Consider the following 25,440-nt stretch of genomic DNA (forward strand, 5'->3'; position numbering starts at 1 on the left):
CGTGCAGGGCCTGGTGCGGCGCATCCCGGGTCCGGGGGAGACGACGTGAAGATGGAGTGTTGTGTCGCCGACACTACGCCTCCCCCCGGATGTGCGGTAGGGACTTGACTGTCGGCGCTAGGCCGATCGCGGCCGTCGACGCGCTCGGCGACGCAGCGTTCGTCTGGTGCGTCGGGCGTCGCTGCGCGTGTTGGAATTGCCGGTCGTGAAATCGCGCGCATCCGAATCGGAGAGGGCGACCAGAACGAGGATGTCGAGCGACAGGCCGAGCAGCCCGCCGTTCTCGAGCGTGAACGACGTGCCGTCTGCGAAGAAGTCGACGGCCGAGCCCAGCACGAGCACGGTGGCCAGGATCATCGCCACGAACCGGGCGCGGTTGCTTCCCCTGAAGATCAGTGCCGCGACCGTCAGGTCGATGACCACGGCCACGCCGAAGAAGATCATCAGACCCACGAGCAGGGCTCCCGACAGGGCCTCCATGTCGGCGCTGGTGCCCGCGTCGAGCGAGATGTCGACCTTCTTCCAATCGAGGGCGATGTTCACGGCCGTGACGACGGTGGTCACTGTGCGCAGCAGGATCATCAGCACGCCGAGATAGATCGAGATGGGCCGCTTCACGACGCGGCCCCCGGCAGCGTGACGGGCAGCGCCCTCAGGTCGATCTGCGGAAGGTCGCCATCCGTCACGATGGCATCGCCCCCGCCGTTCACGGCGTGGTAGCCGGTCGAGAAATTGCGGATGACGGTGACGACCGCGGCAGGGTTGGCCGCCGTGACGGTCGACACGATGTGGTCGCGTTCCACATCGGTGTCGGCGTCGATCTTGTGCGTGACCTGCAGGGTGAACAGCGACAGGCCCACGCTGCGGTCGTAGGTTCCGGCCGCCAGCCACTGCGTGGCGATTCCACCGGGCAGCAGCCAGCCCTCCGGCGCCCGCCAGAACCGCACGTGGTGACGCTGCGCCGGGTTGCCCGCGACCTCCTGCTGGTAGGTGAAGTCCTGGATGTTGCCGAACAGGTAGAGCGGGCTCACCGGCGCATCCGAGTAGCTGCGTCGCATGATCGTCGACATCACGATGCGCCACCCCGAGGTCAGGCTCACCTCGTCGGCGCGCGTCCAGCCGGCCGCCTCCATCGCGGCGTGCACCTGCTCGGCGCTGCCGAACAGCGAGAGGTTCACGGGGTCTCCGAGCAGGCCCTCACGGGTGCGGGCACGACCGATGAAGTAGTCGGGCACGTAGATCACGGTGAGCAGGGTGTGGATGCGCGGCAGCAGCAGGTAGGCCAGCACGGCCCAGAAGATCACGATGAACCAGAGGTTCTGCCAGCCGCGGGTGAACGACTCGGTCACGAGCAGGTAGCCGAGCCATCCCGTCGCCACTGTGCCGAACACGAAGAAGGCGCGATCGACCATGCGCACGATTCCGATGCGCTGGCGCACGGAATCAGGATGCGCGTCGCGCTCGTCGGCCTCGAGCTCGTCGAGCGGCGTCGACACGGCTACACCGGGAGCGTTGCAGAGGGAGGCAGCTGCAGCAGCGCGCCCTTCGTTCGGCAGGTCGCGGCCGCCACGGCCATGGCACGCTCGAGAACCGCCTGCCACTCGTCGACGGTCTCGGGCAGCCCGCCCCGCTCACGCGCCTCGACGAGACTGGCCGCGACACTCGCCAGGGTGGAGTCGCCGGCGCCCATCGTGTCGACCACCGGCTCCGACATCAGCGTGATGGGCTGGTGCACGAGGATTCCCGACGCGGTGGCGATGGATGCGCCGTCGCGCCCCGCCGTCGACAGCACCGTCTGCGAGCCGGTCGCCATGAGCCCCTCGGTGAGCATCGGCAGCGACGCGTTGTAGAGCAGGGCCGCATCTTCGTCGCCGACCTTCACGAGCAACGCCGTCGACGCGACGCGCTCGAAGTTGGCGACGAAGTCGTGGGCGGAGTGCAGCATGCCCTCGCGCGGATTCGGGTCGATCAGAAGCCGGGTCTGCGGATCGGAGACGGCGCTGAAGAGCAGCTCGACCTGCTCGGCCGAGTCGAAGCGCAGGCAGCTCACCACCACGAACGGCGCCGCATCGATCGCGTGGCGAACTCGGTCGTCGACCTCGATGAAGCGCTCGACCGACGCCTCGTTGAAGCTGTAGCGCGGCTCCCCGTCTGTTCGGTCGGAGATGGCGCGGGCGGTGCCGCGGGGGCTCGGAGTGGCGATGAGCTCGACGCCGTAGTCGCCGAGGAAGGCGCGGATCTTCTCGCCGTCTGCGTCGTCTCCGACCATCGCCACGAGCGTTGTCGCGACGCCCAGGCGGGCCAGTCCGACGGCCACGTTCAGGGCCGCGCCGCCAACGAAATCCTCGGAGCCCTCCGGGGTGCGGAACTCGTCTATAAGAGCGTCGCCGATCACCACAACGGAACCCGTCGCATCCACCATCGCGTGCACCTTCTCGTTCGACAAGCCTCTGGATGCACACTCTATTACCGGTGACTTCTCACGCGCACCCGAATAGGGTGGTGTGGATGCCTCGACTATTCGATCCACGCCCGCGCGCAGAAGTCCGACTATGAGCGCGGGCGTGACGATCGAGTTCAGCAGCCTCACGAAGACCTTCGGGCAGGTGCAGGCGGTCTCCGATCTGTCGTTCACGGTCGAGCCGGGGCAGGTCACCGGTTTCCTCGGTCCGAACGGGGCGGGCAAGACCACGACCCTGCGCATGCTGCTGGGTCTCGTGCGACCGACATCGGGCTCTGCGACCTTCGGCGGAACCGCATACCGCGACCTGCCGTCGCCCCTGGCCACCGTGGGTTCAGCGCTCGAGGCGGCCAGCTTCCATCCCGGCCGCAGCGCCGCCAACCACCTGCGCATCTACGCCCAGTCAGCGGGAATCGACCGCGAGCGCGTGCAGCTCGTTCTGCACCGGGTGGGCCTCGGCGCCTACGGCGATCGCCGGGTCGGCGGCTACTCGCTCGGCATGCGGCAGCGTCTCGGGCTCGCATTCGCGCTGCTCGGTGACCCCCGCGTCCTCGTGCTCGACGAGCCCATCAACGGCCTCGATCCCGAGGGCATCAAATGGATCCGCCTTCTGCTTCGCGAACTCGCCGACGAGGGTCGCACCGTGCTCATCTCGTCGCACCTGCTCAGCGAGGTGCAGCAGAGCGTCGACGAGGTCGTCATCGTGTCGCACGGCCGGCTCATCCATCGGGGGTCGCTCGCCAGCCTCGACCAGAGCGAGCAGAAGCAGGTGATCGTGGATGCGACGGATCGCCAGGTTCTGGCCGCGGCGCTCGAGGCCGCCGGCTACACCGTGAGCCCGCTGCGCGGCGGCGTCCTGGTCGCCGACGCGGAGGCCGCCGATGTGGGGCGCATCGCCTTCGCCGCGGGCATTGCCGTGACGGCCCTGTCGCAAAAGCGCGTGGGCCTCGAAGAGAGCTTTCTGCACCTCGTCGGAGAGGAGGGGGCGCTGTGAGCAGTTTCGGCGGAGCCCTTCAGTCAGAGGTCACCAAGATCACCTCCACCCGCCTGTGGTGGATCCTTGCGATCATCATGGTCGCGTACGTCGCCGTGTGCGCGGGCGGAGCTGCAGCGCTGTTCGGAGGGCTCGGCGACGCCACGAACGGCCCGTCGATCTCCGGCGAGAGCCTGGCGCCGCTCATCTACAGCTTCGGGCCCACTCTGGGCTACGTGTTCGCGGTGCTGCTCGGAGCTCTGGCCACCACGAACGAGTTCCGGCATCAGACGCTGACGCCGACCTTCCTCGCCACCCCACGGCGCGGCCGCGTGCTCGTGGCGAAGCTGGTGGCGCTCACGGGCGCGGGCGCACTCTACGGCGTGCTCGCCATGGTCGCGGCGGTGGGAGCGGGCGCCGGGCTTCTGCTGGCGTTCGGCATCGATCCGCAGCTGGGCGACCCCGACACGTGGGCACTCGTGGGCCGCTCCGTTCTGGCCATGGCGCTCTGGTCGGCCATCGGGGTCGGTCTCGGGGTGCTCGTTCCCAGTCAGGTGGCCGCGATCGTGATCGTGCTCGCGTTCACTCAGTTCATCGAGCCCATTCTGCGACTGGCCTCGTCGATCGCAGACTGGACGGCGCAGATCGGCCAGTTCCTTCCCGGTGCCGCCAGCGATGCGCTGGTCGGTGCGAGCTTCTTCGCGCTCGCCGGAGGCGGCGGCGGCACCATGCTCGAGTGGTGGCAGGGCGGCCTCGTGCTTCTCGGCATCGCCGTTCTCGTGAGCGTGCTGGGCTGGTTCACAAGCTGGCGCCGCGACGTCACCTGATCGACGCTCGGCGCCGGGCGCGCTTGCAGCATCGCGGCGGCGCGCGCAGGATGGAAGGAGCAGCACCGACGAGAGGAGCTCACCGTGAGCAGCACGACTGATCCCCTGTTCGAGCCCGACCCCGACGACGAGCGGGAGGTCGACCTCGAGGTCGACGAGCTCGACGTGCCGACGACGATCGACCCCGATGAGCGCGTCGAGGTCGACGACGACGAAGACCCCGAGGTGCTCGAGGGCGACGGCCCCCGCCTCTGAGCTCTGGGCGCTCCCTGATCGAGTGCCTCGTTAACTTCGTGTTTCGATCTGATTTCGCGCGCTTTTTGCTGTGAATCTGCCGGATAGTGTGTGGTCGACCCACCGGCGGGCCGATTGCACGCTCCGCACCGGGGGGACTGCGCATCGGGGCGTGAGGCGGGTCATCCGACCCCTCTCACCTCAGGAGCAGCTTGTCCATCTCAGCGCGCCCGTGGAGAGCCGTGGCCATAGCCACGGCGTTCTTCATCGCAGCAACACCCGCCTTCGCCAGCGTTCCCGCCTTTGCGGCCGGAGTGACGCAGGATGTCGCCCCCGTCGCCATCAGCGGTGACGACTGGACCATCACCGAGGTTCCCGGCGGCTACGAGGTCACGAAGACCCTCGCCGAGCCCATCGAGATCCGCAGCGACTACCCGACCCTCTGGGCCGACGGCGTCGAACTCGGCATGGCCACCACCTCGCTCGACGGCCTGACCCTGACGGTGACGACCGCCGACGACAGCGTGCTTACCGCGACCTCGGTCAGCCAGGGCTGGTCCGGATCGGGCGACCCGGCCGCCGACGACTCGGCCGCCGACCGCTCGGGCGCCGCATCCCGTCAGGTCGGCAGCCTGGCCGCCCCGACCGTCGCACCCGTGCTCGATGCCGACCCCACGGCATCCGGGCCCTACGCCGTGGAGCGCGACGACTACGACCTCGGCGACGAGGCGGTCGAGCTGCGCGACTTCAACCGCAAGGGCGAGATCCGCGCGGCCGTGTTCATGCCGGTCGGCGCCACGGGCGAGCGGCCCGTCGTCGTCTTCCTGCACGGTCGGCACACCTCGTGCGCCGGCGCCATTCCGCAGGGAGCGGTCGCCCGCGCCTGGCCCTGCTACCCCGCCGACCCGGCAACGGGCTACGCCGGTCAGGTCGACGTCGAGAGCTACCTCGGCTACAACGACGCCGCCACCATGCTGGCCTCGCAGGGCTACGCCGTAGTCTCGATCTCGGCCAACGCCATCAACGCGCTCGACGGCTCGCTCGCCGACGACACCGGCGCGGCCGCCCGCGCACAGCTCGTGATGGACCACCTGTCGCTGCTGCGTCAGGCCAACGCCGGAACGGCCGCAGGTCTCAGCGCCTCGCTCACCGGCCGGCTCGACCTCGACAACGTGGGCCTCATGGGCCACTCGCGCGGAGGCGAGGGCGTGATGCGCGCCGCGCTGCTGAACGCCGAGCAGGGCGAGCCGTTCGGCATCACGAGCGTCCTTCCGCTCGCGCCGACCGACTACACGCGCATGACGGTTCCCGGTGTCACGACCGCCGTCGTTCTGCCCTACTGCGACGGCGACGTCGAAGACCAGATGGGCCAGAAGTACATCAACGACTCGCGCCACGCGTACGACGACGACGTGCTCCGCTCCTCTGTTCTGATCATGGGAACGAACCACAACTACTTCAACACGGCGTGGACGCCGGGCAAGTACCCCGTCGCCACCAGCGACGACTGGTCGGCCATGGACCGCAACCAGACCGACCCCACCTGCGGAGCGAGCGCCCCGAGTCGTTTGAACGCCGACGAGCAGTATGCCGCCGGCAACGCCTATATCTCGGGATTCTTCCGCCTCACCCTCGGCGACGAGCAGCAGTTCCTGCCGATGTTCGACGGATCCGACGCGAAGCCCGAGTCGGCCGGTCGCGCCGACGTTCGCGTCTCGGCGACCCTGCCCGCATCCAACCGTGTCGACATCACCAACTTCGACACGACCGACACCACCGTTCAGGTCGTCGGAGCGGGAACCTACGCGACGTGCGAGAGCATGAGCCCGCTCGAGGTGCCGGCCACGCTGCCCTACTGCGTGACGAAACTCGGATTCGCGCAGGCCCCGGACTACGGCTTCCTGAGTGCGCCGTACGGAAACGGTCGGGCCACCTCCGTTCCGTCCACGCCGTCGATGCACTTCACCTACACGGCGCCGGCATCGAACACCGCCGCCGCGGGTGAGCTGCGAGTCGTCGTGCCGTCGGATGCCGCCGACTTCTCGGCGCACGAGAGCCTATCGTTCCGCGTCTCGCCCGACGACTCGGTCGCGATCGCTGGCAGCACCGAGCTCACGGTGACGATCGTCGACGGTTCTGGTGGATCGGCTTCGGTCACCGCCTCGCAGTTCGGCGACGCGCTCACCGTGCTGCCCGGGTCGACCGACCCGCTGCGCAAGGTCCTGCTGCAGCAGATCGCGATTCCCGTCGAGTCGTTCGTTGGCGCAGACCTCACCGACATCCGCCAGGTGCGCTTCACGGCGCCCCGGGAGGTCGGCGGCGTCCTGCTCTCCGACCTCACGCTGCAGGATGCGGCCACGGTCGGCACGCCCGAGCTGTCGACCCGACCCGTCGCATCCATGCCCGATGTGAAGGTGGAGGAGGGTGCGGGTGTCGGCTCGGTCGACCTGCCCGTGGTTCTCTCCCGCGCCGCGGAGGAGGCCTCGTCGGTCTACGTCTCGGCGATCGGAGTGCGCGCCGCCAACCAGGTGCTGCCGACCATGCAGAAGGTCGACTTCGCGCCCGGTGAGCAGTGCAAGGTCATCAGCGTTCCCGTGCAGGGCGACTCGATCGCCAGCCGCAGTGCGACGACCTCGTTCATCACGAACGTGACGAACACGCAGCAGGGCGTCACGATCGGCGACTCGTTCGGCAAGATCATCGTTCGCGAAGACGACGGTGTGGTCACGCCGGCGGGCCTCCCCGCCGACTCGGTGCCGCCCGTCGGAACGCAGGGCGACGCGTGCGCCGAGGCCCTCTCCGGCACCGGAACGCTCACGGTCACACCGGCCTCCGCGGTTCCCGGCACCCCGGTCGTCGTCACCGGAGCAGGCTTCCGCGCCGGCGAAGCGGTCGACTTCGTGTTCCACTCGGAGCCGGTCGCCCTCGGCCAGCTCGTGAGCGCCGACGGAACGGTCTCGTTCGAGACGGTGGTTCCCGCGGATGCCGAGTTCGGCACCCACGAGTACACCGCCACGGGCTACGGCTCGGCGCGTACGCTCGCCGCCGCCTTCGAGGTGCTCGATCCGGATGCTCCGGTCACCCCGACCGATCCGGGCACCGACCCGGGAACGCCCGGCACCGACCCCGGCACCCCAGGCTCCGGCTCGGGCTCGGGCTCGGGCGACGGCGACGGCGGCACCTCGGTGCCGGCGGGCTCGGGCTCGAGCCGGGATGCGGCATCCGGCAACCTGGCGGCCACCGGCCTGCAGGTGACCGGCTGGGCGCTGGCCGCGTCCGTGCTGCTGGCCGGAGGCATCCTGTTCGTGATGTACCGGCGCAGGGCGCAGGCGGTGTCGCGCGACTAGCGTCGGCCGCCGCTGACTGAGGGGCCCGTGTTTGCACATCTGTGCGAACACGGGCCCCCTTTCTGGTCATGCGGAATGAATTCGTCACACAGACGTGTTTGCCAGAGAGGCGCTCTAGCCTCGGATTCACACGTTCTCGACCGAAAGAAGCATTTCGTGCAGCTCTTCTCCCCCATCTCGCTCGGCTCGCTCGACCTCGACAACCGCGTCGTCATGGCACCGCTCACGCGCCTGCGTGCCGAGGAGCACGGCGTTCCCGGCGAGCTCATCGCCCTTCACTACGCGCAGCGCGCCACGGCCGGCCTGCTGATCACCGAGGGAACGTTCACCTCGGCCGGCGCCCAGGCCTACCCCGGCCAGCCGGGCATCGAGACCGAGGAGCAGGCCGAGGGCTGGGGCCGCGTGGCCGCCGCCGTGCACGATGAAGACGGCCTGATCGTCATGCAGCTGATGCACGCGGGCCGGGTCACGCATCCGCTCATCAACAGCGGACTCACGATCTACGCGCCCAGCGCCACCGCCATCGAGGGCGAGGTGCGCACCCCCGACGGCGCGTTCCCGTACCCCGTGCCCACTGCCGCAACTGAAGGCGACATCGCGCGCATCGTCGAGGAGCACGTGGCCGCGGCCCGCCGTGCCGTCGAAGCCGGGCTCGACGGCGTCGAGGTGCACTCCGCGAACGGGTACCTGCTGCACCAGTTCCTGTCGCCCACGAGCAACACGCGAACGGATGCCTACGGCGGCTCCCCCGAGAACCGCGCCCGATTCGGCGCCCAGGTCATCGCCGCCGTCGCCCGCGAGATCGGAGCCGACCGGGTGGGCGTGCGCATCTCACCCGAGCGCAACATCCAGGACGTCTTCGAGAAGGACGCCGAGGAGACCCGCCTCACCTACGAGGCGCTCGTCGACGCGATCGCACCGCTCGGCCTCGCGTACCTGAGCATCCTGCACCCCGAGCCCGCTTCGTCGCTCGTCCAGGACCTGCGCGGACGCTTCGGCGGCGCGGTCATTCTAAACAACGGATTCACGACTCCGACCACCCGCGAGGAGGCCCACGGCCTGGTGAACGACGGACTCGCCGACGCAGTCGTCGTGGGCCGCGCGCTGCTCGCGAACCCCGACCTGGTGCGCCGCTGGCGCGACGAGGCGGAGCTCAACGAGCCCGACGCGAAGACGTTCTACGGAGCCGGACCGGTCGGGTACACGGACTACCCGACGCTGTAGGGCGCGACTGTGGCGGGGGCGGCGCGGCGTTGTTGTTCAACAGGATTAACCGCGCCGCCGTCGGCGTTTCTTCGCTGGATCGACGGAGTGTCGTCAATCGGCCCTGTAATGCGATTCTCCGGGTTGGGCGGCCTCGCCGGAGACGCGAGCTGGCCGTCCGAGAAGAGGCGACAACGCCCATGCTCCGAGCGTGACCGCGGTGCCGCCGATCGCGTTGAACGCGAGAATGTAGCCATAGAAGCCGCGCCACTCGTCGGCCTCAGATCCGAGCACAAGGGACCACCCTGGCGAGTAGATGCATATTGCTACGGCCACGCCGCACATGAGACCCACCCGAAGCGATGCGATGTAGATCCACTTCTGCCGGAGAACGTCCGGGCTCGCGACGAGCAGGATGAGCCAGACGAGGGCGACCATGGATGGCACAGTGAACATGAGGGCGAAGACGGCGATCATCGGGACGTTTCTGTCCCACATGAGGAATTCGTGATTCGTCCGCCGTGGGTCTCGCCTCTGCGCTGATCCAACGTCGCACCCCACCCGGTCAGGACTCCCTTGACCCGATGCGGCCTACTGACGGATGCGTTCACGAGTCCAGACCACCGTCCGGCACGGGTGAGTTCCCGTTCCTAGCTACGTCGAACTGTTCCCCTTCGTTGTGTCGCCACATGTAGACGATGGCGCTCGCCACCAATCCGAGAACGAGGGCCGACACCAGCGCGACCCAGGCCGGAAAGAGTCCTTGGGTCAGACCCCACATCACAGCGAGTGATGTCGCCGCATAGGCGACGAACGCGCCGAGGCCCGCGCGCACTGTCTCTGAAACCCACCCGCAGCGAGAGGTCATATTCATGGCAGCGATGGCTCCCATGGCTGCGACCATTCCTGCGAACAACGACGGGAGGAACAACGCGAAGGCAAAGCCAAGATAGAGATTGATGTAGGTGGCACCGCTGCCGTAGACAGTGCCGATCATGGCCCAGATCAGCAAGCCAGCACCGCTCGCTGCGGTCATGAAGGAGATCAACGCCACACGTAGCCGACGTGGAGGGTACTCGGTCATGCTGCGACAGCCACTGCGAATAGCAGCGGGCGCGCACGGTGCCCGAACGGCGACAGCGAACCGGACGTTGAGAGCATTGAAGTGACCCCTGCCGATCATTTCCCCCAACGTCTCGACAATAGTGCACGCGGTGACGTGAAACGAAGTTCGATCCTGCGTCGGGCTGCAGCATTCTTAATCATCCAGACGCTTACCCGGGGTCTGGTGTCTGTGCAGTTGCTGCAAGAGCACAATCAGTGCGCTTGAAAATGCACCGGCGATCAAGATCGGAGCGGTTGGAGAGTCGTCGGCCGCTAATAGGAGCCGGACCAGCACTTCGAACAGGACACCTCCCAAGAAGCCCGCTAGTCCCAAGACGACGATCGCTAGACCAGGGCGACTGCCGCCCGCAAACACGAGGGAGAACATGGCCGGAATGCTGGCGGCTATCAGCCCGAGCACGGCTCCTACCGGCACTTCGATGAGAAGAAATGACAGCCCGTAGAGCGCCATCGCGGGCCTGAAGGTGGACGAACTAAACGTGACCACCAGCTGAAGAACAACTCCGGCGATCCCACCCAACGCGAACCCGCTCATCAGAAGGAACACCCACAGTCGTTGCTTCAAAAAGAATCTCAGCACTTGGGGACTACGTTCCGTACTTCGAGATTGCTTCTCGAAGCTTCGCCGGTTGCGTTTCCAAGCAATGAGGCACACTTTCCATCCGCTTTCTGCACGACAACTCTTGGCAAGCGGTGTTACGCGCAGTCAGTTGTCGCCCCCGGCGGCAAACTCAGCCCGCCGGAAATAGCCCCATGTGAAGGCTCCAAAGACTAGCCCCACAATGACTACAACTGACGCGTAGAACGTAACTGAAAAGCCGCCTTCTCCCGGTATTAGCAGCTCAGCCGCGCTGAGTAGCGCTGTGAGAGTTATCGCAGAAAGGAATCCTGCTAAGAGGATGCGTTTTGCTATGTGCGATTGTGGAGACAGAAGCGCATTCACTCCACCCACGACCAGACCAAGCAACGCTCCAACGATCGCTCCAACCGGCACTTCGAATAGCAGAAAGAAGATGCCCCAAAAAACGCCACCGTGATTCGTAAGTCGTTCACAATCGGAACGTAGATGAGCTGGAAGCAAACGGCCGCGATGGAACCAGCCATCAGTCCAAAGAAGAGGACCGAACTAACAAACGTTTTTCGGTAGAGACATAACGATCGCATTTAGTTATTCCCGTACTTGAGGATCGCTTGGCGTAAATTCGCGGCTTGAACCTCCCAGGCGTATGCGGCAATACCGGCATTCACACCAGTGGTTACGAAGATGTTCGTCGCCGTAGCGTCACCAGTCTGGACCAAGTAGAGGCCGTCTGTTTTTCGTATGATCTCGAAACCGATGGTCGACCCGGGTGCGGCGAAGTAGTCGTTCGATGTCACTGTGAACAGGACACTTGTCGGGGTGGTGTTCACACGAACGTCTCCGTTGCCTTCAATCGGTGCGGCCTCAATCAGTCGGCAGGTGGCTCCATCGACAAATCTGGAGCAGCCTTCGATGTCGAAGGGAAAGATTTCCCCAGGATGGTCCTTCTTGAACTTCGCCACGACATGAGCCGATCAGTTTATGAAGATGATGTCGGAGCCCCTACTTGTTACGCCTCTTACTATGGCGTGGATAGCGGAGCGGAACGCGGTTGTCGCCTGAACGCAAGAATCCGACTTCTGCGCTTCTCTGTGCCACTGACCGACCGACATGGTCATGTTTCGTACCCGATCTGCTCACTAGTCGACGTCAATCACGCCGTGAGTAGTACGCATCCCGGGCCTCGACATACCGGTGGAGTCGTTCCATTATGTTGCCCAACTCACCTTCGTCGGATGTTGGCGAGGCGTAATAGATCAGTGACTGAGTCTCGTCCGGATTTCCGAACTCGTCACTAACAAGTTCAATAGCAACGAGAGGCTCCGACCACCGAGATGGATGCAGATCAATCTCGCGTAGGAACAAAAATAGCCAGATCTTTTCCGACTCATCAGCGGCATCGTCTGACGTTTCGCCGTCGAACAAGAGTTCATCTACGCGATTGACCTCGTCGGATAGCAGGAGAGCTATTTGATTCAAAATCGATGGTTGGTTCGTCGAGCCATACTGACGTAATGCAAACTCGACGACGTCAGATTGTGAAATATAGCCACCCGCGCGCGCTCGCCTCAATTCCGAGAGATTGGGCCGAAATCTGTCTGGCACCGTATCGACGGATATTTCGATGCTTAAATCTGCACGACGTAGGGCATCAAAGCGAAGCGAAATCATCTGGCATTCACCCGTCCGTTGATTGACCCGCCTGCGATGAATGCCCTGTGTGTCATCTCTCCCGCGCCATTAATCAGCCATTCGAATCGACCCGCAACGCCATTCACATTCGCCGGCGCTTGGATCAAAGTGTAGGCGGCACCGTCCTCGCCTGTGATAGCAAAGACAGTCGAGTCGGCGGCAATCGAATCCTGCACAAACACCGGCGCCAAATGATAAGTGTCCGTCTTGAGTGCACTGCCAATTGGCTTCGCGCCTGCAAGCATGGCTGTTACTGCGGCTTCATCAATGGCACGTCCCGCCGCCGCCGTTCCCAATCCGGCCGTTTTAAATCCACCACAGTAGGGGTTTGAAAAGTCGGCCATACAAAGGGCAAAGAACCACTCAGATGCATCCGTTGCTACTCCAATGAGATTGGAGAGCGCCAGATCCGATGCAGCCGACTCAGTCGCAGAGCAGGTTCCGGCGTAGCCGTAATTGCGGGATGCTTTGCAAGCGCCTTCAGTGAACGACTTGCCTAGCGCCTCGGCCGCCTCAGGACTGATGGTGAATCCATCCTCGTACCCTGGAAAGGCGCCGTCGTAGCCTTGGACGTGCCGTGCGGGGATTGCTTGCAGGTCGCCGGAGGGGTCGTAGCTGTAGACCTGTGGTTCCCACTCCGTGGTGTGGGGACCAGGATTGCCTTCGGACGAGTACGCCTCCATGACCCGCGATGAGGGAATCGAACTGACCGGTGTCGGCTTCACCTGACACGGCCCGCCGTACAGATACGCGCCGGAGTTGTCGGCATAGCAGTAGCCGAGCAGATCCTGTCGGGACGTCGGGCCATTGTCGACGTAGGCGTACCGACTCAGACTCTGCGGCTCGGAGAGTAGCCCGCGCCAGGAGTCCTGGGACATCCACGTCCCGGTGGTGGGATCATAGGTCCGGGAGTAGTAGTTGTTCAGTCCGTAGCCGGGGTCGGTGGTTTCTCCGGTGTAGTTGACGGCGGAGTTCCAGCCAATAGTGTCGAAGGACTGGTTGCCCCAGTCATCGAACGTCGACAACTGAGCGACCGAACCGCCTACAGCTTGAGCTGCGGTAGTGCCGAGCCCATCCAAGAGCGCCCAGGAGGCGTCCCTTCCGTCGGCTGTTTGCAGGGCGACCTCGCCGAAGGCGTCGCGCATGAGGGTGCTGGTTCCCGATGCGGTGTTCGACTGCTGAACGATTGATGTGCCGTTCCAAACGCTCTTCGTCGTCTGCGAACCCAGGCCAGAGGTCTCGGTGGTGTTCAGCTGTCGGCCGGCGCCGTCGTAGGCGTACGACGTCGAGCGTCCGTCGCGGCTCACTCCGGTGAGGCGGTTATCGGTCTGGTAGCTGAAGTCGGTGGTGACGCCGTTCTCGTTCTGGGTGGTGCGGTTTCCGTTGCCGTCGTACCCGTAGCTCGAGGATGCGCCGTTGCTGGTGCTTCCGGTGAGCTGGTTCGCCTCATTGAACGACGCGGTCACATCCGTCGTTCCCGCATTGGTCGTCGTGGTGGCCTGGACTCGGTTGCCGGCCGGGTCGTACGCGTACTCGGCGGTGTTGCCCTTGCTGGTTTCGCTGCCGACGAGCCGGTTGAGGCTGTCGTATGCGTAGTCGCGGGAGTCGACATCCGGGGTCTCGAGTACCGACGGGAACGCTGGGGTCGGATCGGGAGCCGTCACCGACGGCATAGTCGCCGAACCGGGTGTTGTTCCGGTGTCAGGGGTGGCCGGGTCATCGAGTGCCCCGAGAGTTCTTGTGGCGTTGGAGACGTTTCCTGCCGGGTCGTACGTGTAGTCGAAGGTGATGGTGTCGACGTTCTCCACCGGGTTCGGCAGCGAGGGGACGGTGCGGCGGTCGAGGTAGTCACCCGTCTTCACACACTCATGCGACGACGAACCCGCGGCAGGGATGGCCCGGTTCTCGAGATACCCGGCCGCAGTGACGCACTGGTCGACCTCGGTCGTCACCGGCTTCACCGCTGCGGCCTCCGGTGCGACGGTGGATGCCGGTGCCGCGTTCGGGTCGGCGGGGGCAACGTGCTGGATCTGGGTGACCCGGTTCGCCGCGTCATACGTGTAATCGGTCGAGACTCCGGTGGAGCGAAGCATGGTCGTCAGGTTCCCGGCCGGGTCCCATTCGTAGGCGATGTTGCCCCACGGGGAGGTCTGCGCCACCGGGCGCCCGGCATCGTCGTACTCGTACCCGATCGACTCGCCCGTCGGCATCGTCAACGCAGTCAACTGCTGGGCGGCATCGTAGGCGTAGCCGAGGCGGGAGCCGTTGGCGTCGATCTGCTCGGTCATCAACCCATTGGCGTCGTACTTCCACCCGGTCACACCGAGAGGGTCGGTCATCGCAATCGGCTGCTGGTTCGCGTCGTACTCGAACGACACACTCGAGGTCGGGTAGGAGACCTGGGCCAGGTCGGACCGGGACGTGTACGAATAGTTCGTAGTCTGGCCGTTGCCGTCCAGCTGAGACGCGAGGCGTCCGAGGGAATCGTAGGCGTAGTTCCAGGACTTGCCGAGAGGGTTCGTCTCCGACGTGACCTGACCGGCCGCGTTGTAATCGAACAACGTCTTGTGACCGTTCGGGTCGAGAATCGAGGCGAGGTTTCCGGTCTCGGTCCAGTCGTACACCGTCGTCACGTTCACATCCGAGGTGCCCGTCGCTGCAGCATCTACGTCGACGTCAAAGCCCTCGACGACCTTCGCGAGCTGGCCGGCCGGGTCGTAGGAATAGCGAGTCTCGTTACCGTTCGGATCGACCATGCTCGTCTGCTGACCGTTCAGGTCATACCCGTACGTTGTCGTCGAGCCGACCGCGTTCGTGGTCGATGCGACCGTGCCGGTCGGGTTGTACGCCGTGGTCGAGGTGTTGCCGTTCGCGTCAGTGATCGCAGTCAACCGACTCACCGCGTCATACCCATAGGTCGTGGTGTCGCCGAGCGGGTTCGTCGCTGCGGTCACCCTGCCGAGCGGGTCGTACGACACGGTGCTCGAACGTCCGAGGGCGTCGATCTGCTCCTGCACACGACCCGCCGGATCGTAGACGAGCTGGGTGGCCGCGCCGGTCGGGTCGACCGACCCGGTCAGCTGACCATTCGCGTCATACGTCAGCGTCGTCTCGTTACCACGCCGGTCGGTAGAGGCGACGAGGTTCGAGTCCACGTCGTACGTGAACGTGGACGTCTCACCCTGCTGGTCCGTGACCTGCGTGATCCTGTCGAGCAGGTCATAGACGTAGGAGACACTGTTGCCGTCGGCATCCGTCGACTTCGCCACGCGCCCAACCGAGTCGTACGAAGTCGACGACGTGATCCCCGTGGGCCCGGTCACGCTCGTTACCCGGCTCAGCTCGTCGTAGACGTACGTCGTCTCGGCACCCGATGGATCGGTTTGGCTGAGCAGGTTGCCGGTCTCGTCGTACGTACGGTCCCATTCGCCACCCTTGGGGTCGACCACGGTCACGGGACGGTAGAGGTCGTCGAGCACGAACGACGTCACGTTGCCGAGCGGGTCTGTGGTCCTGGTCAGTTCGTCTTCAGTGTTGTACTCGTAGTTCGTCGTTCCGCCGTCGGGAGCGGTGACGGCCACGAGGTTGAACGCGTTGTTCCACGCGTACGAGGTCACGGCACCGGCCGCATCCGTCGAGCTGGTGAGATTGTCATTCGCGTCGTAGGTGTATGACGTGACCCCGCCCATCGCATCCGTCTTCGACACCAGCCGGTCGCCGGCATCCCATGCCAGCGTCGTGGTCGCGCCGGTCGGGTCGGTGGTCGAGGTCACCCGGTTCGCCGCGTCGTAGGCGAACGAGGTGACGTTGCCGTTGGGGTCGGTCAGCGTGGTGACGTTGCCCCGGTTGTCGTAGGCATACGTCGTGGTGGCACCCGACGGAGTCGTCGACGACGTCAGGTTTCCCTGACCGTCATACGTGCGGGCCAGTTCGGTGCCGTCGGCCTGAGTGATGCCGGTGACCAGGTCGAGCGGGTCGACCTGGTAGCTCGTCGTGCGCTCGGCCCCATCCGGCCCGCCTTCGTCGGTCTGGGATGCGAGTTCGCCGGTGGGCGTGTACGTGAACGTGGTCGTCGTACCGTCGGGCAGAACCGTGGATGCGACGTTGCCGGTCGCGTCGTACGTGTACGCCCATTCATGGCCGGCTTTGTCGGTGTACGCGGCGACCTGGTCGAGGTCGTTGTAGACGTAGGCAGTGGAGTTGCCCTCCGCATCCGTCTTGCCCGTGATGCGGTGCTGCGCGTCGTACGAGAAGACCGTCTCGGTGCCCTCGTTGTCGGTGTACGTCGTTGTGCCCGCTGCGGTGTCGTAGCTCAGGGAACGCACGTTGCCGTCGGCGTCGGTCTGCTTGGCGACCCGCCCCTCGGCGTCGAACTCGTTCGTCAGATAGGTGACTCCGAGCGCGTCTGTGGCCGTGACCATGCGGTGAGCGTCGTCGTAGGAGTAGGAGCGCACCCGACCATCGGGGTTGGTGATCGCGGTGAGGTTCGCGTTCGCGTCGAATCCGAGGCTCCAGGTGCGGCCGTCGGGGTGAGTGAACGATGTGAGCCGACCCTCGGCATCCGACCCGACCGTGATGGTCTGGCCCGCAGCGTCGGTGATCGACTGCAGGGGCGCGAACTTGTTCACACGCCAGTCGGTCGCGCCATACGTGAGAGTCGTCGCGTTGCCCTGCTGGTCGGTGTGCTTGACGAGCTCGCCGACGCCATCGATGTCGGCGGCGTCGAACACCCAGGACTCACCGTCGACGGCGGTCAACGTCAGCTGATTGTTGCCGTCATTGGTCAGCGTCTGGAACAGCCCGGGCTCACCGATGTAGCCGCCCGAGCCATCGGAGGCGAAGTCGAAGGTGGCCCCGTCGTTGCGCACCACCAGCACGGAACCGTCCTCGTAGCGTTGCGCCCGGGCTCCATACGCGAACGACCAGCCCGCACCGACGCGCGAGTCCCGGCCGTCGAGCGAGTTGTAGATCAGGTTGAGGTCGAGGTCGGAGTTGCCCGGGCCGGAGAGCTTGAACAGCGGCGCGGCCTCGATGAGGTTTCCGGTCGAGAACGACACCGGCTCGGCACCGTACATCTCGTAGTTCTGGTAGCCGAGGTCTCGCCAGTGGTCGAGCTGCGCCTGGGTCGGGCGCCCGGGAAGACCACCAGTGGCGGGGTCGATGCAGTTGAAGCGGTCAGCGAGGTAGACGCTCAGCGACGCCGCCACTCCGGCGGAGATGAACGCGAAGCCTTCGGGATCATCGATGTAGGCGCGGTCGTAGTTGCTGTCGAGGAACAGCGTCTCGAAGTGCGTATACGCGCCGGGCACATTGTTGAACTCCGGAGCGGGCAAGTACGACAGGTTGCCCGGCTTGAAGGGGCGCTGCACGTAGGCCGGCATCGTCGACAGCACCGTGTCGCCCAGGGCTTGATCCTGCGGATTGCTGCGGTAATAGACGCGTCCACCCGACTCGGTGCCGTCGGCATCCCAGGCCTCATCGGTGTGGATGGCGTCGAACGCCAGCGTGATCGTGGCATCGGGGTTCGCCGCCGCCGCGATGTCGGCACGCAGCTGCGTCGACACGATCGGCGTGTTCGGATCTTCCCTCGTGATCGTCACATCGGCGCGGCAATTCGTCTCGAGGCGCTGCCTCACCTGCTGCGCCAGCTGGATGTTCAAGGGCAGCTCATGCAGTTCGGGCGCCGGCTGCGTCACATAGGCCAGATCGTCGTCTGGATCGAGAACGATCTTCGGGCCGGGAGGCGCGATGAACGCGATACCGATCACGACCATCTGCGACAGGTGACCGGACTCGCCGCGCACCACACCGGCATCCGCGTCGTACACCGACGGAAGCGCCACCCACGGGTCGCCCGCGTTCTCGCGGGTGTAGATCTGCAGCGACGACGGGTCGAGACCCTTGATCTGCTTGTCGGTGACGGCCATCTCCAGCGCCACGCCGGGAACCACGTCCGTTGCCACCTGCGTGCCGTTCGCCTGGTCCGTCAGCGTGGCGTCGGCGGGAAACGTCGTGACCTCTGCGCCGGAATCGGTCGTGGCGGTGATGTCGACGGGAGTTCCCACAGCGGTGCCGCCTGTCTCCGTCTCGGCAGACTTAGCAGCGGTGTCGGGCAGAGGTGTGATGTCGACGTCGAGCTTCTCGTCGATCTCGTGGCCCGAGAAGGTGACCTCAACATTCGGGTCCTGCGCCGTGATCGTGGAGGACTGGTCGGGAGTGATGGTTCCTTCACCGGCGGGGTCTGCGGCGGGGGCGGGTTCGGTGGGGGCGAGCTGGGTCTTCGCGGCCGCGTCGCGCACCTCGGCGAGGGTCTTCTCCGCCTGACGCTGCGCGACGAGGGCGGGCGATGCGATCGACGGGGCGACGCCGACCGTGAGGGTCAGGGCGATAACGGCGGTCGTCGTGACGACGCCCTGCGCGAGGGTTCTGCCGTGGCGGCGAGCCCAGCGAGAAGGCGTGCGCATTAGTTTTCGGGTCAGGGTGGCAAGCCCGGCCGTCACGGCGGGGCGGATGCGACCGGTCACAGGTTCGAACCGACCAGCTCGGCGTCACCCGCAGCCGCAGCCGCCGCCGCGTCCGCGGTGGCGGAGGCGGCAGCTGCGTTGCGGCGGCGGATGCGCAGCAGCACACCGAGCCCGACCAGCGCCGCGGCGATGACGGCCAGGATGCCGACGATACCGAACCCGGTCAGCGCCAAACCCGACGTGTCCTTCACGCAGGCCTGCAACTCCGCCGCATCGGCGACACCGTTGCCGTCGTAGTCTTCGAGACCCGTGGCGCAGGTGCGGTCACCGCAGATGACGAACTCGATCCAATCGCTCACCTTGTCGCCGTCGGCGTCTTCTTTGCTGTTCGAACACGTCTCCGACCCGCACACCAACTGCTCCGCGTAGTCCGGGATGCCGTCCTCGTCGGCGTCTGCGCGGGAATCCGCACACGTCACCGTGCCGCAGGCGAGCACCTCCGTCCACGACGGGATGCCGTCGCCGTCGTGGTCCTCGGTGCCCGTGGCGCCGGTCAGACCGCCCGCGACGACCTGCTCGACCACGTCGGGAATGCGGTCCCTGTCGATGTCGCAATTCGCAGCATCCGACTCGACCTCGCAATCAGCGCCCAACGCCGACGGGGCCGCATAAAAGGCAGCAGAAGCGGCAGTCGCCGCTTGCGCGGGAGTCGCGACGAACGCCAACCCGACGAGAACGAGCAGAGCGAACATGGCGCTGAGCGCGCGGAAGAGCACAGACATGGCAAGCCTTCAGACCAGGAGAAAGGGATGGAAGCCATTCCCCCGAAAGGCTCGGGCCCAAAGTAGCGATCAAAGCAACATGGGCACAACCCGCAAACTAACTCTCGAAAAGCTGACAAAAGCTCCACCGCGGAGGCATGCGGAAGTGCGATCCACTTGGCCCTCGAACTGGGGGTCGCATCATCTCTTAAGGTTCAAGCCCTACTTAAGAGCACACGTACGTAATCGGTCTACGTCGGCAGCGGCTTGCGCCAGACCACGTTCTGCAGCTCGATGCGGTGGTCGACATCGCCGTCCCACTGCGCATCCAGACCCTGCTCGCGGAACGCGGCGACGGCCGCATTCGCAACCTTCTCGGCGACCTCGACCCAGCCGGGGCCGGGCGCGACGACCGCTCCGTAGCCGATGTACAGGGTGGCGCCGGGGTAGGCGAGGCGCGCCGCATCCTGCCCATGGAAGAACACGAAGCCCGGGCCCGACGCCGTGGTCGCGACGGCGCTCTCGCACTCGGCGATCGCCTCGTCGGTGTCGAAACCGGCGTTCATCTTCGCCACGATGCCCTGCAGATGCAGGCTGACGAAGGCACGGGTGACCCGCTCGTCGTCGCTGGGTTTCCGGGGGCCGGGCGCATCCAGTTCGGCCTTCCGGTGAGCCCAGTAGTGCCGCACGATCTGCTCGGCGCGGGCCGCCGTCGTGGGGTTGTCGTCGTCGTACTCGACGAGTTCGATCATGACCTCGAGCACCTCGTCGAGGGTCGTGAAACCGGGAGCGATCAGCGCCCAGGCCTCTTCGCGAAAGTAGGTCTCGTGGGCGGCGTAGTGGGCAGCAGCATCGTCGGTCACGGCGAGCCCCTCAGTCGGTGACGATCTCTTTCGCCGGATCCTCGATCGCCGGCGGAAGGCGCAGCGCACGCAGCAGCTCGAGTGCGTGCGTGGTGGTGAGGATCACGCGCATGAACTCCGAGCCGTCGCCGTCGATGTCGATGACCACCGAGGTGCGCGTGCCCTTGATGAGCAGGAAGTCCTTGCCGTCATGCACCTTCCAAGTGCCGATGGCGAGCGTCTTCGGCACCGCCGAGCCGGGCGCCCGGATGCCGCGCACCCACACCCACGGATCCTCCGTGATGACGGCCGAGCGGATCCGCTCCAGCGGAATGTCGATGTTCGTTCGGCGCAGCGACAGGATCTTCTCTGCACGGGTCAGGCGTATCTCGAGTCGGTCGGTGTGCACGAGAAGAACAGCCATACGTCTATCCTGCCCGCGATAGCTGGTGATATGCGTAAATCACCGGATGCTCGTCGTTACGATCTGACTACGACGGGCGATGCCGCTACCAATTCAGGAGGAGAGAGCGGCCTCGTGGATAGTGGCGGCGGCCGCGCGCTCCTCCTGAATTGGTTACACAGAACTCGGTCCCTTGAACCGATGACGCCAGCTCAGCCGATCGCGACGACGCTCACGGCGATCAGGGGCTGAGGCACGGCAACGCCCGCGATGTCGGCATTCGCCGCAGACTGCCGCAGCAGGTGCTGCAGCACCGCGGCGTGCACCCGCTCGCACACGGCGCGCGACGATTCGACATCGGCGATGCCGATCCGGATGCGCAGGGTCGGCTCCCCGATGTGCGCCGCGACTCCGCGCGCCAGGCCGGCGACGGGGGCGGGCAGTCCGAGGATCTCAGGCAGCTGCGGGTAGACGCTCGTGACTCCGGGAACTGCTCGCACCACCTCGTCGATCGTCAGGGCGGCGGCACTCATCTCGTCGGTCACAGCGCATCCCCTTCGGTCGAGGTCGAAGCGTCGGGCTCCGGGGCATCGGTCGAGGCCGAGACATCGGGCTCCGCGACCTGCGCGAAGTACACGTCGTGCACCGTGATGTCGATGCTCGCGATCGTGAGCTCGGTGTGCTTGAGCAGCGCAGAGTAGATGGCCTCGCGGGCCCGGTCGACGGTCTCGACGATGCGCTCGCCCCAGAACACCGATGCGTCGATCGACACGGTGATCGGAGTGCCCGGCACGGTGACGTCTCCGTCGAGACGGCAGCGCCCGATGATCAGCCCGCCGGCGCGGTCTCCCGCCGCCCGGATCAGTCCGCGCACCGCCCCCTCCGTCACCGAGAGGGTGGCCCGAGGCGACGGCGGCAGCAGCGGGATGTCCCGCCCTGCCCGCGCCTCGCGGCCGATGCTCTCGAGGATCCCACCCAACCAGTCGTCGTTGCGCGGGGCCTCGGCCGCGGCATCCACCTCGACGAGCGACTGCGAGATCTGCCGCAGACGCTCGAGGGAGCCGAGCGCGATGCGGCATCCCGGCGACCCCTCGATAGACGGGTCGAGCGGCGTGCGCCCGCGGTCGAGATAGTCGCTGAGCTCGTCGATCGTGTGGCCGTCGAGGTCGTCGCGCTCGTTGTCGAGATCGGTCATCGCCAGGCCTCCATTTCGGTCATGAGATTGCGTCGGGCGCGCGAGAGCAGCCCGCGCACGGTGCTGGCGGGGATCCCCATCTGCTCGGCGATCTCCTCGTAACTCTGCTCGCCGACCTCGCGCAGCACCCAGCATCGCTGCTGCTCGAGCGGCAGCGTGGCCAGTGCCTGCGACACCGCCTCGTGCAGCGACGTCGCCTGGCTGACGGCGTGGGGCGACAGCCGCTCGGGCTGGGCCGCATCGACATCGTCGACGTCGAGGTGGTTCTTGCGGGCCCGGATGCGGTCGATGCTCTTGTGGCTCGCGATGCGCATGAGCCAGCTCTTGACCACCGAGCCGTCGTTGAGCGATGGCAGTTCCCGCCATGCCGTGATCAGCGTTTCTTGCACCACGTCGTCGACCTCATCGCTCGAGCCCAGGATGCGGCGGGCGTACGCGCGCAGCAACGGCCCATAGCGCCGGGCCAGCACCTCGAAAGCTCGGGTGTCGCCGTCTGCCGCACGCCCCGCGAGCGTGCGGTCGTCGGCCTCGTCGAGCGAGAAACGAGAGGGAACTGAATCCACCGAACTCCCCTGTTCCGACGTCTGAGAAAAAGTTTCCGGCGGATCTGTGACGATCCGTCGAGTAGATACGACCTATCAATGAGACTATTCCACACCGAAAAAGGAGACACCCCATGGCCAGCACGACTCCCGCCAGTGTAAGCACCCCCACGAACCTGCAGACCGCCCTCGGCAAGACCGTGATCAATGACGGCGTCGTCTCCAAGGTGGCGGGCATCGCTGCACGCGAGGTCGCCGGCGTCTTCGCCCTCGGAGGCGGCGCGGCCCGCGCTCTCGGCGCCATCCGCGGTGCCATAAACAGCACCGACCTGTCGCAGGGCATCAGCGTGGAGGTCGGCGAGACCCAGGTCGCCGTCGACGTGACCATCGTCGCCGAGTACCCGGCGCCGCTGCAGCAGGTGGCCGATGGCGTTCGCACGTCGATCATCTCCGCCGTCGAGACCCTCGTGGGCATGCAGGTCACCGAGGTCAACGTGACCATCGTCGACGTGCACATCGCCTCCGACGACGACAACGACGACGAGGCCGAAGCCCGCGTTCTCTAGCACCGGGGTGAGCTCGACGGCATGAGGTGAGCTTAGGCTTGCCTTATGTCGAAGAGAGCCACGCGCACCGCACCCGCCGATCCCCAGCTCTTTCGAGCGCACGTCGTGTCGAGCGCGCCCGTGACTCCCAGCATGGAGCGGGTCACGATCACCGGTGACGGCCTCGCCGACTTCGACTGGATGGGCTACGACCACTGGTTCCGCCTGTTCATGCGCCGCCCGCACCAGAACGAGTTCGCCATGCCCGAGATCGCGGCCGCCACGTGGTGGAAGGAGTACCTCGAGATTCCCGAGGACACCCGGCCGCACTGCTCGAACTACACCGTGGCCGACTACCGCCACGAGCAGCGCGAGATCGACATCGACTTCGTGATCCACCGCGGCCCGGGCGGCGAGCTCGAGGGCGCGGCCGCGATCTGGGCCTGCGGCGCCCGGCCAGGCGACCAGCTCGCCCTGCTCGACCAGGGTATCCTGTTCGACCGACCCGACGACGCGACCGAGGTGGTGATCGTCGCCGACGAGAGCGGCCTGCCCGCTGTCGCAGGCATCCTCAAATCGCTTCCGAGCGACACGGTCGGCCACGTCATCCAGGAGGTGCCGACGGCGCACGACACCCGTGACCTCGCGAAGCCGGCCGGCGTGACGCTCTCCTGGGTGATTCGCGACGACACGCACACGGTCGCGGGCAGCAAGGCCCTGGATGCGCTGCGCAGGCGCAACACGGTCGACCCGCGCGGCTACGGTTTCGTGGTGGGCGAGTCCGCCCTCGCCACCGGGGGCCGCCGACACCTGCACTCGCTCGGACTGCCGAAGAGCCGCATCACGTTCTCGGGCTTCTGGAAGCGCTGACGCGCAGCTAGACCGCCAGCGTGGGCGACGCGGATGCCGCTGCGCGGGCCGCCGCCGGGAGCGCGTCGAGGATGCGGCCGATCGCCTCGTCGTCGTGGGCTGCCGACACGAACCACGCCTCGAAGACCGACGGCGGAAGCGAGACTCCCGAGTCGAGCATCGAGTGGAAGAACGCCGGATAGCGGAACGCGTCTTGCCGCTGCACGTCGGCGTAGGTGCGCGGGGCGCCCCCGGCCGACGGCGAGTAGTCGCCGAACACGAAGCTGAACAGGTTTCCGGCGCGCTGCACCGAGTGCGCGACGCCCACGTCGGCGAGCGCCTCCGAAACGGATGCGCTCAGCAGCTCGGCCGTCGCGTCGAGGCGCGCGTAGACGGATGCGTCGGCCAGCGTCAGCGTGGCGATGCCCGCGGCCACGGCTACCGGGTTTCCCGACAGCGTGCCCGCCTGGTACACCGGGCCGACGGGCGCGAGGAAGTCCATGACATCGGCCCGACCGCCGAGCGCCGCGAGGGGCATTCCGCCGCCGATGACCTTGCCGTACGTCACGAGGTCGGGACTGTACGCATCCGACCCCGCTGCGGCCTGGGCCTCGGACTCGAGGGCCCAGTAGCCAGCCGGGTGCACCCGGAACCCGGTGAGCACCTCGTCGATGATGAGCAGCGCACCGTTCTCGTGAGCGAGGGCCGACAGGGCGGCGTTGAATCCGGCATCCGGCGCCACGACGCCCATGTTGGCGGCCGCGGCCTCGGTGATGATCGCGGCGATGCGACCCGGATGCAGCGCGAAGGCCTCGCGCACCGCGTCGAGGTCGTTGTAGGGAAGGACGAGGGTGAGGGCTGCCGTCGCTGCGGGCACGCCGGCGGATGCGGGCAGTCCCAGCGTGGCGAGTCCCGAGCCGGCCTCGGCCAGCAGCGAGTCGGAGTGCCCGTGGTAGTGGCCGGCGAACTTGATGAGCACGTCGCGCCCGGTGAAGCCGCGGGCGAGGCGGATGGCCGTCATCGTGGCCTCGGTTCCGGTGGAGACGAGGCGGATCTTCTCGATCGGCGACGCTCCGCCGCTGGTGACTCGGGCGCGCACGAGTTCGGCGAGCTCGGTCTCACCCGGGGTCGAGGCCCCGAACGAGAGGCCGCGGGAGGCGGCGTCCTGCACTGCGGCAACCACATCGGGATGCGCGTGGCCGAGAATCGCAGGGCCCCAGCTCGAGACGAGGTCGACGTACTGCGTGCCGTCGGAGTCGGTGACGTAGGCGCCCTTCGCCGAGGTGAGGAAGCGCGGCGTTCCACCGACCGAGCGGTAGGCGCGCACCGGCGAGTTGACGCCGCCGGGAATGGAGAGGCGCGCCCTGTCGAAGAGTTCGTCGTTGCGGGTCATGGGG

General features: G+C 66.3%; 23 protein-coding genes. 7 read left to right on the top strand and 16 right to left on the bottom strand.

Annotated elements, in window-relative coordinates; translation table 11 throughout:
- Positions 1 to 117: 117 nt before the first annotated feature.
- From ASF51_RS03755 to ASF51_RS03765, 3 genes are read right to left on the bottom strand one after another with little or no spacing between them, the layout of a single operon-like run.
- Positions 118 to 618, bottom strand: coding sequence for a hypothetical protein (locus tag ASF51_RS03755; RefSeq protein ID WP_055925354.1), 501 nt, complete (start codon positions 616 to 618; stop codon positions 118 to 120).
- Positions 615 to 1,496 carry an LssY C-terminal domain-containing protein gene (locus ASF51_RS03760; protein ID WP_235497125.1) on the bottom strand — a complete coding sequence of 294 codons (882 nt, stop codon included), beginning with the start codon at positions 1,494 to 1,496 and terminating at the stop codon, positions 615 to 617. Before ASF51_RS03760 ends, ASF51_RS03755 begins: the two co-directional genes overlap by 4 nt.
- 2 nt (positions 1,497 to 1,498) lie before the next feature.
- The gene (locus ASF51_RS03765; RefSeq protein WP_235497126.1) at positions 1,499 to 2,446 is read right to left on the bottom strand and encodes a PfkB family carbohydrate kinase; all 948 of its coding nucleotides are present in this window, start codon (positions 2,444 to 2,446) and stop codon (positions 1,499 to 1,501) included.
- Positions 2,447 to 2,564: 118 nt separating this feature from the next.
- Between ASF51_RS03765 and ASF51_RS03770 the strand changes: the two genes are divergently transcribed.
- From ASF51_RS03770 to ASF51_RS03785, 5 genes are all read left to right on the top strand, one after another.
- A complete protein-coding gene (locus tag ASF51_RS03770; protein WP_235497127.1) occupies positions 2,565 to 3,455 on the top strand; it encodes an ABC transporter ATP-binding protein in 891 nt (296 codons plus the stop codon).
- A complete protein-coding gene (locus ASF51_RS03775) occupies positions 3,452 to 4,261 on the top strand; it encodes an ABC transporter permease (protein WP_055925359.1) in 810 nt (269 codons plus the stop codon). Before ASF51_RS03770 ends, ASF51_RS03775 begins: the two co-directional genes overlap by 4 nt.
- 84 nt (positions 4,262 to 4,345) lie before the next feature.
- Complete coding sequence (locus tag ASF51_RS18925; protein ID WP_157411989.1) at positions 4,346 to 4,516, top strand: hypothetical protein; 171 nt, start codon at positions 4,346 to 4,348, stop codon at positions 4,514 to 4,516.
- Between the two features lie 191 nt (positions 4,517 to 4,707).
- Positions 4,708 to 7,842: a hypothetical protein gene (locus ASF51_RS03780; RefSeq protein WP_157411990.1), complete on the top strand. Its 3,135-nt coding sequence runs from the start codon at positions 4,708 to 4,710 to the stop codon at positions 7,840 to 7,842.
- A gap of 156 nt (positions 7,843 to 7,998) precedes the next feature.
- A complete protein-coding gene (locus ASF51_RS03785; RefSeq protein ID WP_055925365.1) occupies positions 7,999 to 9,066 on the top strand; it encodes an alkene reductase in 1,068 nt (355 codons plus the stop codon).
- Between the two features lie 93 nt (positions 9,067 to 9,159).
- Here the strand turns inward: ASF51_RS03785 and ASF51_RS03790 are convergent, their stop codons facing one another.
- The 12 genes from ASF51_RS03790 to ASF51_RS03840 all read right to left on the bottom strand — a co-directional run bounded on the left by ASF51_RS03790 (position 9,160) and on the right by ASF51_RS03840 (position 22,670).
- Entirely contained in the window at positions 9,160 to 9,522 is a 363-nt protein-coding gene (locus tag ASF51_RS03790; protein WP_055925368.1) for a hypothetical protein, read from the bottom strand.
- A gap of 130 nt (positions 9,523 to 9,652) precedes the next feature.
- Positions 9,653 to 10,129, bottom strand: coding sequence for a hypothetical protein (locus tag ASF51_RS03795; RefSeq protein WP_157411991.1), 477 nt, complete (start codon positions 10,127 to 10,129; stop codon positions 9,653 to 9,655).
- A 174-nt stretch (positions 10,130 to 10,303) separates the two neighbouring features.
- Positions 10,304 to 10,750 carry a hypothetical protein gene (locus ASF51_RS03800; protein WP_055925374.1) on the bottom strand — a complete coding sequence of 149 codons (447 nt, stop codon included), beginning with the start codon at positions 10,748 to 10,750 and terminating at the stop codon, positions 10,304 to 10,306.
- Between the two features lie 584 nt (positions 10,751 to 11,334).
- Entirely contained in the window at positions 11,335 to 11,712 is a 378-nt protein-coding gene (locus ASF51_RS03805; protein ID WP_157411992.1) for a hypothetical protein, read from the bottom strand.
- 187 nt (positions 11,713 to 11,899) lie between these two features.
- Positions 11,900 to 12,421: a DUF2247 family protein gene (locus ASF51_RS18930; protein WP_157411994.1), complete on the bottom strand. Its 522-nt coding sequence runs from the start codon at positions 12,419 to 12,421 to the stop codon at positions 11,900 to 11,902.
- Positions 12,418 to 18,966: a DUF6531 domain-containing protein gene (locus tag ASF51_RS03810; RefSeq protein WP_157411995.1), complete on the bottom strand. Its 6,549-nt coding sequence runs from the start codon at positions 18,964 to 18,966 to the stop codon at positions 12,418 to 12,420. The genes ASF51_RS18930 and ASF51_RS03810 overlap by 4 nt, the downstream gene beginning before the upstream one ends.
- The gene (locus ASF51_RS03815) at positions 18,963 to 19,688 is read right to left on the bottom strand and encodes a hypothetical protein (protein ID WP_055925383.1); all 726 of its coding nucleotides are present in this window, start codon (positions 19,686 to 19,688) and stop codon (positions 18,963 to 18,965) included. The genes ASF51_RS03810 and ASF51_RS03815 overlap by 4 nt, the downstream gene beginning before the upstream one ends.
- Positions 19,689 to 19,918: 230 nt before the next feature.
- On the bottom strand, positions 19,919 to 20,530 hold the full coding sequence (locus ASF51_RS03820; protein ID WP_055925386.1) for a hypothetical protein: 612 nt from the start codon (positions 20,528 to 20,530) through the stop codon (positions 19,919 to 19,921).
- A 10-nt stretch (positions 20,531 to 20,540) separates the two neighbouring features.
- Positions 20,541 to 20,933: a hypothetical protein gene (locus ASF51_RS03825; RefSeq protein ID WP_055925389.1), complete on the bottom strand. Its 393-nt coding sequence runs from the start codon at positions 20,931 to 20,933 to the stop codon at positions 20,541 to 20,543.
- A 191-nt stretch (positions 20,934 to 21,124) separates the two neighbouring features.
- On the bottom strand, positions 21,125 to 21,457 hold the full coding sequence (locus ASF51_RS03830; protein ID WP_055925392.1) for a hypothetical protein: 333 nt from the start codon (positions 21,455 to 21,457) through the stop codon (positions 21,125 to 21,127).
- Positions 21,454 to 22,107: an Asp23/Gls24 family envelope stress response protein gene (locus ASF51_RS03835; protein WP_200926082.1), complete on the bottom strand. Its 654-nt coding sequence runs from the start codon at positions 22,105 to 22,107 to the stop codon at positions 21,454 to 21,456. The genes ASF51_RS03830 and ASF51_RS03835 overlap by 4 nt, the downstream gene beginning before the upstream one ends.
- The gene (locus tag ASF51_RS03840) at positions 22,104 to 22,670 is read right to left on the bottom strand and encodes an RNA polymerase sigma factor (protein WP_055925395.1); all 567 of its coding nucleotides are present in this window, start codon (positions 22,668 to 22,670) and stop codon (positions 22,104 to 22,106) included. The genes ASF51_RS03835 and ASF51_RS03840 overlap by 4 nt, the downstream gene beginning before the upstream one ends.
- Before the next feature lie 113 nt (positions 22,671 to 22,783).
- Here ASF51_RS03840 and ASF51_RS03845 point away from each other — a divergent pair, with 113 nt between their 5' ends.
- Positions 22,784 to 23,215, top strand: coding sequence for an Asp23/Gls24 family envelope stress response protein (locus ASF51_RS03845; RefSeq protein ID WP_055925399.1), 432 nt, complete (start codon positions 22,784 to 22,786; stop codon positions 23,213 to 23,215).
- A 45-nt stretch (positions 23,216 to 23,260) separates the two neighbouring features.
- On the top strand, positions 23,261 to 24,064 hold the full coding sequence (locus ASF51_RS03850) for a siderophore-interacting protein (RefSeq protein ID WP_055925402.1): 804 nt from the start codon (positions 23,261 to 23,263) through the stop codon (positions 24,062 to 24,064).
- Positions 24,065 to 24,071: 7 nt separating this feature from the next.
- Here the strand turns inward: ASF51_RS03850 and ASF51_RS03855 are convergent, their stop codons facing one another.
- Positions 24,072 to 25,436: a glutamate-1-semialdehyde 2,1-aminomutase gene (locus ASF51_RS03855; RefSeq protein WP_055925405.1), complete on the bottom strand. Its 1,365-nt coding sequence runs from the start codon at positions 25,434 to 25,436 to the stop codon at positions 24,072 to 24,074.
- Positions 25,437 to 25,440: the final 4 nt, after the last annotated feature.

It is taken from the genome of Agreia sp. Leaf283 (assembly GCF_001422485.1).
GTDB lineage: Bacteria > Actinomycetota > Actinomycetes > Actinomycetales > Microbacteriaceae > Agreia.

Excerpts from the sequence above, each read along its gene's own strand:
- ASF51_RS03845 (WP_055925399.1), top strand. The coding sequence starts at position 22,784 with ATGGCCAGCACGACTCCCGCCAGTGTAAGCACCCCCACGAACCTGCAG.
- ASF51_RS03855 (WP_055925405.1), bottom strand. The coding sequence starts at position 25,436 with ATGACCCGCAACGACGAACTCTTCGACAGGGCGCGCCTCTCCATTCCC.
- ASF51_RS03835 (WP_200926082.1), bottom strand. The coding sequence starts at position 22,107 with ATGACCGATCTCGACAACGAGCGCGACGACCTCGACGGCCACACGATC.
- ASF51_RS03795 (WP_157411991.1), bottom strand. The coding sequence starts at position 10,129 with ATGACCGAGTACCCTCCACGTCGGCTACGTGTGGCGTTGATCTCCTTC.
- ASF51_RS03825 (WP_055925389.1), bottom strand. The coding sequence starts at position 20,933 with ATGGCTGTTCTTCTCGTGCACACCGACCGACTCGAGATACGCCTGACC.
- ASF51_RS18930 (WP_157411994.1), bottom strand. The coding sequence starts at position 12,421 with ATGATTTCGCTTCGCTTTGATGCCCTACGTCGTGCAGATTTAAGCATC.
- ASF51_RS03850 (WP_055925402.1), top strand. The coding sequence starts at position 23,261 with ATGTCGAAGAGAGCCACGCGCACCGCACCCGCCGATCCCCAGCTCTTT.
- ASF51_RS03790 (WP_055925368.1), bottom strand. The coding sequence starts at position 9,522 with ATGATCGCCGTCTTCGCCCTCATGTTCACTGTGCCATCCATGGTCGCC.
- ASF51_RS03815 (WP_055925383.1), bottom strand. The coding sequence starts at position 19,688 with ATGTCTGTGCTCTTCCGCGCGCTCAGCGCCATGTTCGCTCTGCTCGTT.